Genomic DNA, 14,149 nt, shown 5'->3' with positions numbered 1-14,149 from the left:
GTCCGCCGGGCGGTGGTGGGTTGGGCGGCTGTGGACTGGGGCGGGGGCCCGCGGGCGCGGCGGCGGGCGGGGGGGGGGGGGGGGGGGCCCCGCCCCGCGGGCCCCGGGGGGGGGGGGGGGGGGGGCCCCGCCCCCCCCCCCCCCCGGGCCCCCCCGGCCGGTGGGATGCGTGTTCAGAGAGGAATGTTTTCCCCCCGCGGGCGAGAGTTCTCGGCGGCGGGACCCTGAGATTCCCCTGATGCGGCGGCCGGACCGCCCTCGCGCAGAAGGCGATGGAGAGCGCCCGGCCACCACATTCCCTTGCCGATGTCCAGTGAGAGAGCGGGTACGAGGACGGTGCGCACCAGGAAAGTGTCCAGGAGGACACCGAGGCCCACCAGTACGCCCAGTTCGGCCATGGTCACCAGGGGGAGCGAGACCAGGATCGAGAACGTGGCGGCGAGGACCAGGCCGGCGCTGGTGATGACGCCGCCGGTGCTGGTCAGTCCGGACTGCACTCCGCGTCCATGGCCCTGCAGACCGACCTCCTCGCGGACCCTGGTCATCAGGAAGATGTTGTAGTCGATGCCCAGTGCCACGAGGAAGACGAAGCCGAGCAGCGGCAGGGAATGATGTACCCCTGCCCAGTCGAATGCATGCTCGAACAGCAGGTTGCTCGCGCCGAGTGCCCCGAAGTACGAGAGCACCACGGTCACCAGCAACACCAGCGGCGCAACCAGCGCCCGCAGCAAGGCGATCAGCACCAGCAGCACCACGGCCAGCACGACGGGGATGACCAGCTTGCTGTCCCGGGACACAGCTCTCTGGGTGTCCAGCGCGCTGGCCGTGGCCCCGCCGACCTTGGCGTCGGCGCCCTCGATGCCGTGCACCGCGTCCCGCAGCCGGTCGACGGTCCGCTCGGCGGCGGGGGTGTCGGGGTCGTCCTCGAGCACCACGGGCACCTGCACAAGTCCTCGGTCGCGCGAGAACTTCACCGGCTGCACCTCGGCCACACCGTCCACCTGCTCGACGGTCTCGATCACCTGCTTCTCGGCCGAGGCCTTGGCGATGACATCCGCGGGGGCGGACGAGCCGCCCGGATAATGGGCGGCCACCAGCCGCTGACCGGCGACCGAGTCCGGCGTCGAGGTGTACATCTCCGACTGCGTCAGGCCGAAGTTGAGACCCGTCGCACCCAGTGCCAGGGCACCCATCACGAGCGTCGCCGCCACCCACGACAGCCGCGGACGCTTCGCCACGGCCGCGCCGATACGGGCCCAGCCGCCGTGCTCGGCCCGCTGTGTCTGTCCGAAGTTCGGCACGAACGGCCAGAAGATCCAGCGCCCCAGGATGACCAGCAGCGCCGGCAGCACGGTGACCATGGCGAGGAAGCCGCACAGCACACCCGCGGCGCCCACCCAGCCGAGGCTCTGTGAGGAGTTCAGATCCGCCAGCAGCAGGCACAGCAGGCCGATGACGATGGTCCCCGCGGAGGCGAGGATCGCCGGTCCGGAGCGGCGCAGCGCGATCTGCATCGCGGCATGCCGGTCCTCGTGGCGGGTCAGCTCCTCGCGGTAGCGGGCGATCAGCAGCAGGGCGTAGTCCGTGCCCACACCGAACACCAGCACCGTCAGCAGACCCGCGCTCTGGCCGTCCACCGGCAGATCGGCGAACTTGCCGCCCGCGTAGGTGATCACCTGGGACAGCACCGAGGCGAAGCCCACCGAGATCAGTGGCACCAGCCACAGCACGGGACTGCGGTAGATGAGCAGCAGGAGCAGTGCGACCACGATCGCGCTGCCGATCAGCAGGGTGCCGTCCAGGTCGTCGAAGACGTCGATGGTGTCCTGCAGCGCACCGGCGGGACCGGTGACCTTGACCTGCAGGTCCGCCGGCGCACCCGCGCCTGCCACCTCGCGTGTCCTGTTCAGCACGTCGGAGAACTCGCCGCTGTAGGGCACCGGAACGGTCAGCAGGAGTGCATCGCCGTCCTCGGACGCCACCGGCGGCTCGATCGCACCGTCCGGTACGAGCGGGGCCAGTTCCTTGCGGTCCGCCTCCGCCGCGTCCCGGTCCGCCGTCGTGATGCCGCCTTCGCGTACATAGACCACGACCGCGGGCAGTACCTCGTCGGTGTGGAACCCCTCCAGCCGGTCGTTGACCACGGCCGCTTCCGCGTTGCCGGGCAGGTAGGCGTTCGCGTCGTTGTCCTCGACGTCCGCCACCTTGCCCGCCAGCGGGCCCAGGGCCATCGCGAGAATCAACCAGGCAGCCAGCACAAGCCATTTGGCCCGCCGCCCGCCCGGCAAGGTCGCCAGCCGCTTCATCCGGCACCCCCAGCTCTGTCCCCGGCCCGCACCGACTCACCGGAGGCTTTCACCGCGGCGGCCGGTTCCCCGGCCGCCTTCTCCTCGATCACACGGATGGACTTCGTCGGGCAGCCACGGGCCGCCCGGCGGATCTCCTCGTGCAGTGCCTCGGCCGGCGACTCGTCGAGGACCAGCACCAGACCGTCCTCGTCCTGGTCGAAGACCCCCGGCACGCGGTACACGCACAGACTGCTCACCGCGCACGTCTCGGAGTTGGCCGTCACACGCATCGGACTCTCCTCACCACTCGACCGGGATCTCGGTGAAGCCCTCCATGAACCCGCCGAGCGCCCGCGGCATCTCCTCGGCCGGCACCGCGAGCCGGATGTCGGGGAAGCGGCGCAGCAGCGACTCGGTGGCGACCTGGAGCTCCATCCGGGCCAGCGCCGCACCCACGCAGTAGTGCAGACCGGCGCCGAAGGTCATGTGGTGGTTCTCCTTGCGGCGGATGTCCAGCTCGAAGGGGCAGTCGAAGACCTCCGGATCCATGTTCGCGCCCTCCTCGGAGAGCAGAACGCTGGTGCCCTTCTTGATGACCGACCCGTCGGAGAGCGGGATGTCGTCGATCGCGTAGCGCATGGTGCCCACCGACGAGCCCATGATCTGCGTGCGCAGCAGCTCCTCGACGGTGGAGGGCACCAGTGACCAGTCCGCCTGGATCGCCCGTACGAACTCCGGGTGGTGCAGCAGCACCGCGGTGCCCGTGCCGATCTGGCTCGCGGTCGTGACATAGCCGGCGATCAGCAGCCCCTGGGTCCAGAAGTGCAGCTCGTGCTCGTTGAGCCGGCTGTCGTCCTCGTCGTCGCGCACCCGGATCAGCTCGCTGACCAGGTCGTCGCCGGGGTTCTCGCGCTTGGTCCCGATCAGGTCGCCCAGGTACTTCCACAGGTTCTGGCGGCAGGCGCCGACCTCCTCGGGCGGCAGCTTGGTCACAGACAGGAAACCGTCGACGTAACCGCGGAAGCGGTCGCGGTCCTCCGCCGGCACGCCGAGCAGCTTGCAGATCACCATGATCGGCAGCGGGAAGGCGAATGCCTCGTTCAGCTCGACGGGCTGCTCGGAGGCCTCCATCGCATCCAGCAGCTCATCCGCGACCTGCTGCACGTACGGGCGCAGCGCCTCGATCCGGCGGGCCGTGAACGCCTTGGTGACCAGGGATCGTACCCGCGTGTGCTCCGGCGGGTCCGGGTCGATGTTCGGGTCCATGAACAGGTCGTTGTCCTTGGAGATCCGCGCGCAGTCCGGGCGCGCGATGTTGCGCGAGAGCCGCTTGTCCGCGAACAGGGCCCGTACGTCCTTGTAACGGGTCACCAGCGTGGCGGTGTCCCCGCTCGGCAGGGTCACCTCCATCGCCGATTTCTCGTGCACATCGCGCAGCGCTCCCGGGACCTGCATGGGCGGGGTCCACGCGAACGGGTACCTGGGCGGGGTGTGGGTGCTCACAGCAGTCCCTTCCGATCAGTGTGTATGCGGTACGTCAGAACGGCCAGGACGGCCTGGACCAGGCGGCCTCGGCGAACGCCCATTCGTAGCGGGTGCTCAGGGTGAAGTGGTCGATCAGTTCCGCGCGTTCGGCTGAGGAGAGCTCCTCGCCGAGCCGGTCGGCGGTGGCCATGAAGGCTTTCACCGCGTAGCTGTAGCCCTCGCCGGGGTGGTATATCTCGATCCAGCGCGCATAGCGCGAGCCGGGCGTGTGATGCTCCAACAGATCGTTGGAGACGTGGTGGTTGAACCAGACCATGGGCAGCAGTGCCCCGAACCCGGCGGCGAACGACGTCGCCGTCGCCGCCTGGAAGAACGAGCAGTGGGCATGGGTCGCCGGACCGGCACCGGCGTCCGGGTCGAGCCGCGGGGTGCCGAGCTCGGGCGCGAGTTTCCCGTACGCCTCGATCAGCTTGCCGCGCGCCTCGAGCGTCCCGGTGATCGACCGCCCCAGCAATGCGGTGTACTCCTCGCCGCGGGCGGCGGCGGCAGCGCGGGCGAGCCCGCGGGTGTAGGAGGGCAGCAGATGGCCGGTGTCCTGCTCGACGAAGTGCGCCAGTGACTCTCCCGGCAGCGAACCGTCCCGCAGGCCAGTCCAGAAGGGATGCTCCGTGACCTTGTCCAGAATCGGTGCGGCGAGCTCCTTGAGCTCTTCTTGCAGCATGGGCCCATGCCCCTTCTCGTCGGTCTCAGAGGTCGAGTCGTACGCGGTAGTGCCGTAGCCAGGCGTCGAGTTGGAGCACCATCTCCACGTTGCGGCGCTCGCCCCAGCCGTCCACCGCGATCGGCCGGTCCTCCCCGGCGAGGCCGGCGCACGCCGCGCTGTCCAGCAGCGGACGCACCGGGCTCGACGGATCGCCGACGACGGCGTTGAACCGGGCGCGCAGCACCTCGCCGTAGCGCGGGTCCTGGGTGATCGGGAAGGGGCTCTTGCGGCGCTGCGTCACCGACGCCGGCAGCAGATCGGCGACCGCGGAGCGCAGCACGCTCTTCTCCCGGCCGTCGGCGGTCTTCATGGACCACGGGATGTTGTAGACGTACTCGACCAGGCGGTGGTCGCAGTACGGCACCCGCAGCTCCAGGCCCACGGCCATGCTCAGGCGGTCGTCACGCGACAGCAGCAGCGGCAGCCAGCGCGACAGATGCGCGTATCCGACCACGCGCATGGTGTGCTCGTGGTCCGACTCGCCGGGTACCCGCGGCACTTCGGCGACCGTCTCCGCGTACCGCTGGGCCGAATAACCCGGCACATCGATCTGCTTCAGGAATCCGGGGTCCAGCAGTCCGGTGCTCATGCCGTGCGGTGCGACCCGCAGACCCATGGTGACCCAGGGAAAGTTGGCGGTGTCCACCAGCGTCGGATCGCGGAACGACTGGTAGCCGCCGAAGAGTTCGTCGGCCACCTCGCCCATCAGCGCAACCGTCGAGCGCCGCCGCACCGAGCGCAGCAGCAGATACAGCGAGCGGTCCATGTCCGGGATGGGGCGCGGCAGGTCCTGAGCCCGCAGCGCCGCCGCGTCGACCACCGGGTCGGCGAGATCGGAGGTGCGCAGCACCACCGGTTCATGGTCGGTGCCGACATGCCGGGCGACCTCGGCGGCGTACGGTGCATCGGGGTCCTCGTGCCAGAAGTCCTTGCGGAAGCGCTCGGTGTGCCCCTCGAAGTCCACCGCGAACGTCTTCGGACGGCGGCCGTCGTAGGCCGACCGTGCGGCGAAGGCGGCGATCGCACTGGAGTCGACACCACCGGACAGCAGCGTGCACAGCGGCACGTCGGAGACCAGATGGCTCGCGACCGACTCCTGCAGCAGACCCCGCACCGTGTCCACCGTCGTGGCGAGATCGTCCGGGTGCTCATGGTTCGGCAGCGTCCAGTACCGCGACTCGACGACCGCACCGTCCCGCACCACCGTCACATGGCCGGCCGGGACCTCCCGCATCCCGCGATAGACGGCATGGCCGGGCGTGGCGATGTACGCCAGCAGCTCCGCCATGCCCTCGGTGTCGACGACGCACTCGACCGACGGATGCGCCAGCAGCGCCTTGGGCTCCGAGCCGAAGACCAGGCCCTTGCCGATCTCGGCGTAGTAGAGGGGCTTGATGCCCAGCCGGTCACGGACGAGCACCAGCTTCCCGGCGCGCGGGTCCCAGACGGCGAACGCGAACATTCCCTCCAGCCGCTCGGCGCACCGCTCGCCCCACTCCAGATAGGCGCGCAGCACCACCTCGGTGTCCCCGGCCGTACGGAACCGGTGCCCGAGCGACTCCAACTGGGTCCGCAGCCGACGGTAGTTGTAGATCTCGCCGTTGTGCACCAGCACCGCGAGCGTACGACTGCCCTCCTCGGCGACCATCGGCTGCGGACTGCCGTCCACGTCGATGACGGCCAGCCTGCGGTGAGCCAGCGCCGCACGCTCGTCGGTCCACACCGCCTCGTCGTCCGGGCCGCGGTTGGCGAGCGTGGCCACCATGGCCCGGACCGTGGAGGCCTCTTCGGCCATGCCCCGCTCGAAGTCGACCCACCCCGCTATTCCGCACATGCGACCACCCTCGACTCGATCTCGGCGACCAGCTCGGCCGGGGACGGCAGGCTCAGCATCTGCTCGCGCAGCTTGTCCGCGGCTGCGCGATACGCGTCGCCGTTCATGACCTTCCCGGCCTCGGCGCGCAGCCGTTCCGGCGTCGCCTCGTCCCGTGTGAGGACCTCGCCCGCGCCGGTGGCCAGCACCCGACCCGAGTGGCCGAGGTGGTCGGGGAGCTGGGGGACCAGCAGCAGGGGCACCCCTGCCCGCAGCGAGGTCAGCACCGTCCCCGCACCGCCGTGCGCGACCACCAGATCGGCGCCGTCCACCAGCTGATGCAGCGGCGTGTCCTCGACGATCCGGACCTCGCCGGGCAGGTCACCCAGCAGCGCCGTCTGCGCGGCGGTCACCGCCAGCACCACCTCGGTGCCGGGTCCGGCCAGCGCGGCCGCGACGTGGCCTGCCAGGAACCGCTCGGGCGCGAGACGCGCCATCGTGTGACCCCAGGTCACCACCACCCGCCGCCTGGCGGTCCCCGGCGGGCCGAGCGGGGGATGGAGCGGCCCGCCGGGGCCGTTGAAGGGGACGTACCGCATCGCGAGGCGCGGATGGCCGACCGGCACCTGGAAGTCGTCCGGACACGGATCGACGGTCAGCAGACCGAACGGGTCGAAGGCGCCGACCCCGTTCCGCTCGGCCAGAGGCGCGAGCACCTGTGGCAGCAGGCCCCGGGCCCGCGCCATCAGATCGGTCCCGTACAGCAGACGTACGGCGGGTACGCCGGCAGCGGCGGCTGCCAGTGGACCCGCGAGGGCGGTCGGCTCGAACACCACGGCGTCGGCGCGCCAGTCGCGCGCCAGCTGTGCCAGGTCGTCGGTCATGGAGTCGGCGTGTGCGAAGAACATCTGCATCGCGCGTGGGCCCTTGCCGCTGCGCGGTGCCTGACCGCCGCCCTCGGCCGGGTCGTCGGCGGTGGGCAGAACGTACCCGCGCACCATCCCCACCGCGTCGACGTCCCTGCCGACGGACACGGCCGGCAGACCGGTCCGTACGGTCTCCTCGTACAGGGCCGGCTGGCTGGCAACCAGTACGTCATGGCCCGCGGCCCGGAACGCCCATGCCATCGGCACCAGCGCATACAGATGCGATGGCCAGGCCCAGGTCGTGAACAGTACGCGCATGGCTCGCCCCAACCCCTCTCAGTGCCGGCTGCGTCCCGCCCTGTCATGGCCGATCGGGCGAGGTCCGCGATGCCCAGACGGTGACGCAGTGGGCTATCGCTGCGGTCGCGGTCCGCTCGAAGGGAGCCGGACCGCGACAGGGCGGTGCGCGAAAGTTCGGACACCCCTACACCACCTGGAAGTTGGCCATCATGGCCATGTCCTCGTGCTCGAGGTTGTGGCAGTGGAACATGTAGCGGCCGCGATGGCCCGAGAACCGCGCCAGCACATCGACCACCTCGTACGGCCGCACATCGACGGTGTCCTTCCAGCCCGCGTCCGTCTCCAGCGGCGGCTTGCCGCTGCGGGCCACCACCTGGAAGTGCGCCAGGTGCAGATGCACTGGGTGATGGAAGTCGCTGCTGAACCGCCAGCGCTCCACCGTCCCGAGCCGCGGCCGGGCGGCGAAGGCGTCCGAACGGAACGGCTTGCCGTTCACCGTCCACACCGCCGTGCCGTCGGCGGCATTCGTCTGCCGGAAGTCGAACCGCCGCTCGGCCACCGCCGCAGCCGCCCGCAACGGTTCCACGTCCGCGAGCTTCGACGGCACCCTGCTGTCGTCCTTCGCGGGCCGGGCGACCCGGAACCGCATCACCTGACGCATCCCGCCCTCACCGAGGGTGTTCAGCAGCGTGACCGTGGACCCCACCGGAAACGCGGCGAAGTCGACGACCACGTCGAAGCGTTCGGCGGGGGCGACAGGCAGCGCCTCGTGCCCGCGTGGTGCGCCGAGCAGGCCGGCGTCACTGCCGACCTGTACGAAGGAGGCACCTTCGCGGGGGCCCGGCTCGAGGGCGAGCCGGTAGCGGCGCGCGTTGGAGGCGTTCAGTATCCGGAAGCGGTAGCGGGCCGCGTCCACCTCCAGTTCGGGCCACGGTGCGCCGTTGACGAGCACCACATCGCCCATCACGCCCTCCATGTAGGCGTCCTCGACGCCCGGCGCCCCGGTCAGCGAGGAATCCACGGACGGATAGCGCAGCGCGCCGTCCTCCTCGAACGCCCGGTCGCAGATCATCAGCGGGATGTCCCGCTCGCCCGAAGGGAGGTTCAGCGCCTCCTCCTCGTCGTCCCGCACCAGGAACATCCCGGCGAGCCCGCGCCAGACCTGAGGGGCGCTGAAGTCCATCCGGTGGTCGTGGTACCAGAGCGTGGCCGCCGGCTGGTCGAGCGGATACGTGTAGTCCTTGGCGCCCTGCGACAACTTCCAGTCGGCCGGGGCGACATGCATGGCCCCGCCGTGGCCCCCGTGGCCGCCCTTGGCTCCGGCCGCCGGATCGTGCCGGTACCCCTTGGGCACGATCAGATCTGTCGGATAGCCGTCCGACTCGGGCGCCTGGATGCCTCCGTGCAGATGCGTCGAGGTCGGCACCGGGAGCTCGTTGCGCACTCTCACGACCAGCTGCCGCCCGGACCGGCCCACGAGCGTGGTGCCGGGAAAACGCCCGTCGTACCCCCACACCTGGGTCTTCAGGCCCGGCAGGATCTCCATGTCGGCGACCCGCTGCACCAGTTCGTAGTGGTCGACCCCGCGTTCCGTACGCACCGGCACGGCCGTCCCCGGTACCGGAAGCGGCACCCGGAACGGTTCCGGGAGCCGGGCCCCGCTGGAGAGCAGTTCCCCGGACACCTCGCTGGCCAGGCTGCCGCAGCCCGCGACGCCGATCGTGGCAGCCGCCCCCGCGCCGCCCGCGAGGGCCAGCAGCCGGCGGCGCGACAGCGGCACCGATGCCCTGCGCTCGCTCATCGGCGGCCGCCGCGGTGGGCGAACGACCAGTACGTGAGCGCGGTGGCCCCGGCGACCAGCGCGACCCCGAGCGGGATGTGCAGACCGAGATTGCGGGAGAAGCCGGAGCCGCTCTGCAACTGCACCAGGAACGAGACCAGCACGGCCACGGCGAGCGGCCACAGCGGTCCACGGCCCGGCCGCCACAGCAGGACGGCGTTGATCACCAGCAGCCAGCTCAGGAAGCTGATCGTGTGCGCGTTGATCTCGTGCAGGTCCAGCAGATCCACATCGCCCGTGATGAACATGCCCGCCAGCACCGGCTGGACGAGGGTGAGCAGCAGAAAGGAGGTGATGATGCAGCGCAGCAGGATCAGCGGCCAGCGCCGGCCCCTGCGCACCGCGTCCGGGTCGTCCGCCGTCCGCCCCCGGGGCGAGTGCGCCTGCGGCACCGCCGGATCCCGCCCGGCGGGACCCACGGTGCCCGCCGGGCGGACGTCTGGTGGCTGACTCATGCGGAACTCCTCCAGGTCGACGGCACCCTCCGACAGTGACAGCCGTGACTCGAGCGGAACTTGAGCGGCGAGGACAGGACCGGAAGCCAGGCCGGACCGGTCCTCGATCCGCCGTCGAGCGACAGCGGAGAACGTGATGCGGCATCCCTGTCGACGCCCAGGAGGCTGACCGATGGCCGAGACCCCCCTCTTCCGTGTGATTCTGCGGATGGAGATCAAGCCCGGGACCCAGGACGAGTTCGAGAGCACCTGGTGGGAGGTGGGGTCGGCGATCGCGCGGCAGCCCGCCAACCGCGGTCAGACCCTGTCCCGTACGACGGAGGGCGACCGCAGCGTCTACTACGTGGTCACCGACTGGCTCGACGAGGCGTCGTTCCGTACGTTCGAGCTCAGCCAGGACCATGTCGAACACCGCCGCCGGCTGGGCAAGTACCGCACCAAGGGCGACATGATCACCACGCAGACGGTGTACGACATCCCGTCGACACCCCAGTTCCAGCCCGAGTCCCAGCCCCGGGCCACGGCCGACGCCGTCCCCCGGCCGGCCGACGACAAACGCGCGGCCCTGGCCTTCGTCGGGCTCGGCAACATGGGTGGCGGCATGGCCCACGCACTGATCGACGCGGGCCACCGCCTCACCGTCTACAACCGCACCGAGGCCAAGGCACGCCCGCTCGTGGACGCCGGCGCCGTCTCGGCGGCGGGCCCCGCCGAGGCGGCCCGCGGCCACTCGGTCGTCGTCCTCAGCCTCAGCGACGAAGCGGCCGTGGACGACGTCCTGTTCGGCCGTATCGCGCCGGTGCTCGCCCCGGGCAGCATCGTCATCGACACCTCCACCGTCTCGCCGGAGTACGCGAGGAAGGCAGCGGCCCGTCTCGGCGACGCGGGGCTGCGCCGCGTCGAGGCGTGCGTCGTCGGCAACCCCTTCCAGGCCCGCGAGGGCAAGCTGCGCGTCTACACCAGCGGCGCCGAACAGGACGCCGCCGAAGTCGCGCACATCCTCGACGCCATCGGCTCCGAGGTGCTGCACCTGGGCGCCCCCGGCACGGCCGCCACGCTCAAGCTCATCTTCAATCTGCTGCTCGGCGCCCAGGTCGCCTCGCTCTCCGAAGCGGTCGCCTACGGTGTACGGGCCGGACTGGACCGCGACGGGTTGCTCACCGCCATCGCGGGCAGCGGATTCAGCTCCCTCGTCATGCGGTTCCGCGCCGAGCTGATGCGCAAGGGAGCCTACGAGCCGGCGTTCTTCCGCTCGGCGCTCATGGAGAAGGACCTCCGCCTGGCCCTCGACGACGCCACGGCGACCGGAGTGGAACTCCCTGTACTGGACACGGTCCGTGCCGGGTTCGCCGCCGTGGTCGCCGCGGGCGACGGGGAGAAGGACGCCTCCGTCCTCATCGAGCACACCGTGATCGTGCCCGCACCTCGCGCTGCGGGTGACGCCTCATGACACCGCCCGCCGACGCCCGCTTTTCCCGGCTCAGGCAGTTCGCCGAGACCGGCGCCGCCGGCGCCGGAGGCCAGGCACCCGACGACGACGTCGACCGGGTCCTGGAGCTCGTCTTCGAATGGTTCTGTGCCTGCTTCCGTCCCGAACGGGCCCACGGACAGTCCGGTACCTTCCACTACGCGGTCAACACCCCTCTCGGCGTACGCCATCGCTACATCGTGGTCGAAGCGGGCAGTTGCACCGCTACGGCGACCGCCGCCGACCGCCCCGCGGACGCCACCATCGGCGTCGACGTCAACGATCTCGTCGCCCTCGCCATCGGCGAACTCAAGGGCACCGACGCCTTCGTCAACGGCCGGCTCAAGATCTCCGGCGATGTCTTCTTCGCCATGAACTGGATCGAATGGTTCGGCTCCCGCAGCACACCCGCGAACGGCAGCCGAGAGGTGCCGCCGGCCGTATAGCTGCCTTTGAGCTCTCCTGCAGCCGTCGCGCGCAGGCTGCCCGGAACGACGCCCGGAACGACCGTCCGGCAACTGAGCACCGCACCTTGGAGGTTCCGTGTCCCTTCGTCTGTTCACCTCGGAGTCCGTGACCGAGGGCCATCCCGACAAGATCGCCGACCAGATCAGCGACGCGATCCTCGACGCGCTGCTCACGCAGGACCCGAAGTCACGGGTCGCGGTCGAGACGCTCATCACCACGGGCCAGGTCCATGTGGCCGGCGAGGTCACCACCCAGGGTTACGCCGAGATCCAGAGTCTGGTCCGGGAGACCGTGCTCAAGATCGGATACGACTCGTCGGCGAAGGGTTTCGACGGCGCGTCCTGCGGCGTCTCGGTCTCCATCGGTGCCCAGTCGCCCGACATCGCGCAGGGCGTCGACACGGCGTACGAGAACCGTGTCGAGGGCGAGCGCGGCGACGAGCTCGACCAGCAGGGCGCCGGCGACCAGGGCCTGATGTTCGGCTACGCCTGCGACGACACGCCCGAGCTCATGCCCCTGCCCATCACGCTCGCGCACCGTCTCGCCCTGCGGCTGTCCGAGGTCCGCAAGAACGGGACCGTCCCGTATCTGCGCCCCGACGGCAAGACCCAGGTCACCATCGCCTACGACGGGGACAAGGCCGTCCGGCTCGACACCGTCGTCGTCTCCTCCCAGCACGCCCCCGGCATCGACCTGGACGCGCTGCTGATCCCGGACATCCGCGACTGCGTGGTGCAGCCGGTGCTCCGGCAGCTCGCCGAGGACGGCGTGCCCCTGCGCACCGAGGGCTACCGCCTGCTCGTGAACCCGACCGGCCGCTTCGAGGTCGGCGGCCCGATGGGTGACGCCGGCCTGACCGGCCGCAAGATCATCATCGACACGTACGGTGGCATGGCCCGCCACGGCGGTGGCGCGTTCTCCGGCAAGGATCCGTCCAAGGTGGACCGTTCGGCGGCGTACGCGATGCGCTGGGTCGCCAAGAACGTGGTGGCCGCCGGCCTCGCGGCACGCTGCGAGGTCCAGGTCGCGTACGCGATCGGCAAGGCGGAGCCGGTCGGTCTGTTCGTCGAGACCTTCGGCACCGAGACCGCGCCCGTGCCCCGTATCCAGGCCGCCATCAACCAGGTCTTCGACCTGCGCCCGGCCGCGATCATCCGCGACCTCGACCTGCTGCGGCCGATCTACGCGCAGACCGCGGCGTACGGCCACTTCGGCAGGAACCTCCCCGAGTTCACCTGGGAGGCCACCGACCGCGCCGAGAAGCTGCGCCAGGCAGCCATCGCCGACTGACGGCCGCCGGACCGACGAAGGAGCAGTGACCCCGTGCGCATAGCCGTAACTGGTTCGATCGCAACCGACCACCTGATGGTCTTCCCCGGCCGGTTCACCGAGCAGCTCATCGCCGGCAGCCTCGACAAGGTGTCACTCTCCTTCCTTGTCGAGGAGCTCGAGATCCGACGCGGCGGCGTCGCGGCGAACATCGCCTTCGGCCTCGGCCGACTGGGCCTCGCCCCCTACCTCGTGGGCGCGGTGGGCACGGACTTCGCCGACTACCAGGTCTGGCTCAAGGAGAACGGCGTCGACACCGAGTCGGTGCGCGTCAGCGAGTCGCTGCACACCGCCCGCTTCATGTGCACCACCGACGAGGACCACAACCAGATCGGCTCCTTCTACACCGGGGCCATGAGCGAAGCGCGCCATATCGAGCTGCGGCCCGTGCACGAACGGGCGGGCGGGCTCGACCTGGTGGTGGTCTCGCCCAACGATCCGGAGGCGATGATGCGCCACACACGCGAGTGCGCGGACCTCGGCATCCCGATCGTCGCCGACCCCTCGCAACAGCTCGCCCGCATGGGCAGGGACGAGGTGCGCGGACTGCTCGACCGGCCGGCCTATCTCTTCACCAACGAGTACGAGAGCGTGCTCATCCAGGAGCGCACCGGCTGGACCGAGCAGCAGCTCCTGGGCCGGGTGGGCACCTGGGTGACCACACGCGGCGCGGACGGCGTCCACGTGGAGCGGGCGGGGCTGCGGCCCGTCGACATACGGCCGGTCGAGCCCACCGGCACGGTCGAGCCCACCGGTGCCGGGGACGCGTTCCGCGCCGGGTTCCTCGCCGCGACCGCCTGGGGCCTCGGCCTGGAGCGCGCGGCCCAGCTGGGCAGCGCGCTCGCCACCACGGTGCTGGAGACCACGGGCACCCAGCCGGAGGAGCTGAACGGCTCCGATCTGCTGGCACGCGTCCGTGGGACCTACGGCGACGAGGCAGCGGCCGAACTGGCCCCGCATGTGGCGGCAGCGGCATGAACCGGACCCGGATCGAAGCGCTGCGTGAAGCGCTGGCCACGCGTGTCGTCGTTGCCGATGGTGCGATGGGCACGATGCTCCAGGCTCAGGATCCGA

Annotated in this window: 12 protein-coding genes; 4 read left to right on the top strand and 8 right to left on the bottom strand. The window is 70.7% G+C overall.

What is annotated here, in order from left to right; translation table 11 throughout:
- Nucleotides 1-173 precede the first annotated feature (173 nt).
- The 8 genes from ACFYWI_RS37675 to ACFYWI_RS37640 all read right to left on the bottom strand — a co-directional run bounded on the left by ACFYWI_RS37675 (nucleotide 174) and on the right by ACFYWI_RS37640 (nucleotide 9,810).
- Nucleotides 174-2,306: an MMPL family transporter gene (locus ACFYWI_RS37675; protein WP_389240585.1), complete on the bottom strand. Its 2,133-nt coding sequence runs from the start codon at nucleotides 2,304-2,306 to the stop codon at nucleotides 174-176.
- The gene (locus ACFYWI_RS37670) at nucleotides 2,303-2,578 is read right to left on the bottom strand and encodes a ferredoxin (protein ID WP_389240583.1); all 276 of its coding nucleotides are present in this window, start codon (nucleotides 2,576-2,578) and stop codon (nucleotides 2,303-2,305) included. The genes ACFYWI_RS37675 and ACFYWI_RS37670 overlap by 4 nt, the downstream gene beginning before the upstream one ends.
- 10 nt (nucleotides 2,579-2,588) lie before the next feature.
- The gene (locus ACFYWI_RS37665; protein WP_389240580.1) at nucleotides 2,589-3,791 is read right to left on the bottom strand and encodes a cytochrome P450; all 1,203 of its coding nucleotides are present in this window, start codon (nucleotides 3,789-3,791) and stop codon (nucleotides 2,589-2,591) included.
- 34 nt (nucleotides 3,792-3,825) lie between these two features.
- Nucleotides 3,826-4,494, bottom strand: coding sequence for a TenA family protein (locus ACFYWI_RS37660; protein ID WP_389240577.1), 669 nt, complete (start codon nucleotides 4,492-4,494; stop codon nucleotides 3,826-3,828).
- Nucleotides 4,495-4,519: 25 nt separating this feature from the next.
- Nucleotides 4,520-6,370, bottom strand: a complete 1,851-nt coding sequence (gene asnB / locus ACFYWI_RS37655; protein ID WP_389240575.1) for an asparagine synthase (glutamine-hydrolyzing) — start codon at nucleotides 6,368-6,370, stop codon at nucleotides 4,520-4,522.
- Nucleotides 6,358-7,533, bottom strand: a complete 1,176-nt coding sequence (locus tag ACFYWI_RS37650) for a nucleotide disphospho-sugar-binding domain-containing protein (RefSeq protein WP_389240573.1) — start codon at nucleotides 7,531-7,533, stop codon at nucleotides 6,358-6,360. The genes asnB and ACFYWI_RS37650 overlap by 13 nt, the downstream gene beginning before the upstream one ends.
- Nucleotides 7,534-7,699: 166 nt before the next feature.
- On the bottom strand, nucleotides 7,700-9,316 hold the full coding sequence (locus tag ACFYWI_RS37645; RefSeq protein ID WP_389240571.1) for a multicopper oxidase family protein: 1,617 nt from the start codon (nucleotides 9,314-9,316) through the stop codon (nucleotides 7,700-7,702).
- Nucleotides 9,313-9,810 carry a hypothetical protein gene (locus ACFYWI_RS37640; protein WP_389240569.1) on the bottom strand — a complete coding sequence of 166 codons (498 nt, stop codon included), beginning with the start codon at nucleotides 9,808-9,810 and terminating at the stop codon, nucleotides 9,313-9,315. The genes ACFYWI_RS37645 and ACFYWI_RS37640 overlap by 4 nt, the downstream gene beginning before the upstream one ends.
- Nucleotides 9,811-9,982: 172 nt before the next feature.
- Between ACFYWI_RS37640 and ACFYWI_RS37635 the strand changes: the two genes are divergently transcribed.
- The 4 genes from ACFYWI_RS37635 to ACFYWI_RS37620 all read left to right on the top strand — a co-directional run bounded on the left by ACFYWI_RS37635 (nucleotide 9,983) and on the right by ACFYWI_RS37620 (nucleotide 14,053).
- A complete protein-coding gene (locus tag ACFYWI_RS37635; protein ID WP_389240567.1) occupies nucleotides 9,983-11,260 on the top strand; it encodes an NAD(P)-binding domain-containing protein in 1,278 nt (425 codons plus the stop codon).
- A complete protein-coding gene (locus ACFYWI_RS37630) occupies nucleotides 11,257-11,724 on the top strand; it encodes an SCP2 sterol-binding domain-containing protein (RefSeq protein ID WP_389240565.1) in 468 nt (155 codons plus the stop codon). Before ACFYWI_RS37635 ends, ACFYWI_RS37630 begins: the two co-directional genes overlap by 4 nt.
- 97 nt (nucleotides 11,725-11,821) lie before the next feature.
- Nucleotides 11,822-13,036 (top strand): methionine adenosyltransferase, encoded by a 1,215-nt coding sequence (gene metK / locus ACFYWI_RS37625; RefSeq protein WP_389240562.1) that lies wholly within the window; start codon nucleotides 11,822-11,824, stop codon nucleotides 13,034-13,036.
- Nucleotides 13,037-13,069: 33 nt separating this feature from the next.
- On the top strand, nucleotides 13,070-14,053 hold the full coding sequence (locus tag ACFYWI_RS37620; protein WP_389240560.1) for a carbohydrate kinase family protein: 984 nt from the start codon (nucleotides 13,070-13,072) through the stop codon (nucleotides 14,051-14,053).
- Nucleotides 14,054-14,149: the final 96 nt, after the last annotated feature.

Source organism: Streptomyces sp. NPDC002889 (assembly GCF_042888425.1).
Classification (GTDB): Bacteria; Actinomycetota; Actinomycetes; order Streptomycetales; family Streptomycetaceae; genus Streptomyces.
This window is presented reverse-complemented; position numbering and strand designations above follow the sequence as displayed.

What these genes read in the sequence shown, in the direction of transcription:
- ACFYWI_RS37645 (WP_389240571.1), bottom strand. Translation starts at nt 9,316, where the DNA reads ATGAGCGAGCGCAGGGCATCGGTGCCGCTGTCGCGCCGCCGGCTGCTG.
- ACFYWI_RS37670 (WP_389240583.1), bottom strand. Translation starts at nt 2,578, where the DNA reads ATGCGTGTGACGGCCAACTCCGAGACGTGCGCGGTGAGCAGTCTGTGC.
- ACFYWI_RS37650 (WP_389240573.1), bottom strand. Translation starts at nt 7,533, where the DNA reads ATGCGCGTACTGTTCACGACCTGGGCCTGGCCATCGCATCTGTATGCG.
- ACFYWI_RS37675 (WP_389240585.1), bottom strand. Translation starts at nt 2,306, where the DNA reads ATGAAGCGGCTGGCGACCTTGCCGGGCGGGCGGCGGGCCAAATGGCTT.
- ACFYWI_RS37630 (WP_389240565.1), top strand. Translation starts at nt 11,257, where the DNA reads ATGACACCGCCCGCCGACGCCCGCTTTTCCCGGCTCAGGCAGTTCGCC.
- ACFYWI_RS37640 (WP_389240569.1), bottom strand. Translation starts at nt 9,810, where the DNA reads ATGAGTCAGCCACCAGACGTCCGCCCGGCGGGCACCGTGGGTCCCGCC.
- ACFYWI_RS37660 (WP_389240577.1), bottom strand. Translation starts at nt 4,494, where the DNA reads ATGCTGCAAGAAGAGCTCAAGGAGCTCGCCGCACCGATTCTGGACAAG.
- ACFYWI_RS37635 (WP_389240567.1), top strand. Translation starts at nt 9,983, where the DNA reads ATGGCCGAGACCCCCCTCTTCCGTGTGATTCTGCGGATGGAGATCAAG.
- asnB (WP_389240575.1), bottom strand. Translation starts at nt 6,370, where the DNA reads ATGTGCGGAATAGCGGGGTGGGTCGACTTCGAGCGGGGCATGGCCGAA.